The sequence below is a fragment of the Pseudomonas sp. SDO55104_S430 genome, assembly GCF_054070595.1.
The window spans coordinates 1-1,012 of the sequence record NZ_JBSVXG010000491.1; the positions used below are offsets into that span (position 1 = coordinate 1).

General features: G+C 59.3%; 1 protein-coding gene. It reads left to right on the top strand.

The window, feature by feature from the left end; translation table 11 throughout:
* The first annotated feature begins 369 nt into the window (after nucleotides 1-369).
* Nucleotides 370-930, top strand: coding sequence for a cytochrome b (locus ACW9JE_RS30860; protein ID WP_224541523.1), 561 nt, complete (start codon nucleotides 370-372; stop codon nucleotides 928-930).
* Nucleotides 931-1,012: the final 82 nt, after the last annotated feature.

Sequence of the window (1,012 nt, forward strand, 5' to 3'; positions counted from 1 at the left end):
CTTGCTCGCGATGGTCGTCAACGATAACGCGGGAAACCTGATACCCCGCGGTGTCCTGGCGATCATCGCGAGCAAGCTCGCTCCTACAGAGGCACCCCATAACCTGTGGGAGCGAGCCTGCTCGCGATGGATGTCAACGATAACGCGGGCGACCTGATGCCCCGCGCTGTCCTGGCGTTCATCGCGAGCAGGCTCGCTCCCACAGGTCTGTCGCGTTTGACGGGGGATAATGCGTCTTCCTGTCAATTACCTGAACAGAGCCTTCAGCGTTAAACAGCCCAAGGCAAAGCCGTTGAAACAGGATTACAGTTAAAGCACACCGTCGACCAAGAACGGTGGCTCTAAACCGGACCTGTGAGGAAACGCGAAATGCCCTGGAAAAACTCCGAATCACGCTACAGCACCGTATCGATCACGCTGCACTGGTTGATGCTGGTCTTGCTGGCGCTGGTTTACGCCTGCATCGAACTGCGCGGAATGTTCCCCAAGGGTAGTGGTGGTCGAACCTTGATCGTGGAATCCCATTTCATGCTCGGCCTGACGGTGTTCGTCCTGGTCTGGCTACGCCTGTTCGCCCGCAGTTTCGGCCCCGCACCACAGATCTTCCCGGCCTCGCCGCAGTGGCAGACCGCGCTGGCCAAGCTGATGCACTGGGCGCTGTACCTGTTCATGATCGCCACGCCGATCCTCGGCTGGCTGACCACCAGCGCCAAGGGTAATCAGGTGATGTTCTACGGCGTCGACCTGCCGCTGCTGGTGGCAGAGGACAAGGACTTCGCCAAGCAGCTGCAGGAATGGCATGAACTGGCCGGCACCATCGGCTACTGGCTGATCGGCCTCCATGCCGTGGCGGGGCTGTATCACCATTATGTGGTCAGGGATAACACCCTGTTGCGGATGATGCCCAAGCGGGTGAATCGCGATTCCTGAACCTGACAACTATCCAATGTGGGAGCGGGCTTGCTCGCGAAGAGGCCGTGTCAGCCAACTTCTATGGAGACTGACACACCGC

Coding starts and splice junctions, on each gene's coding strand:
- ACW9JE_RS30860 (WP_224541523.1), top strand. CDS start 370: ATGCCCTGGAAAAACTCCGAATCACGCTACAGCACCGTATCGATCACG.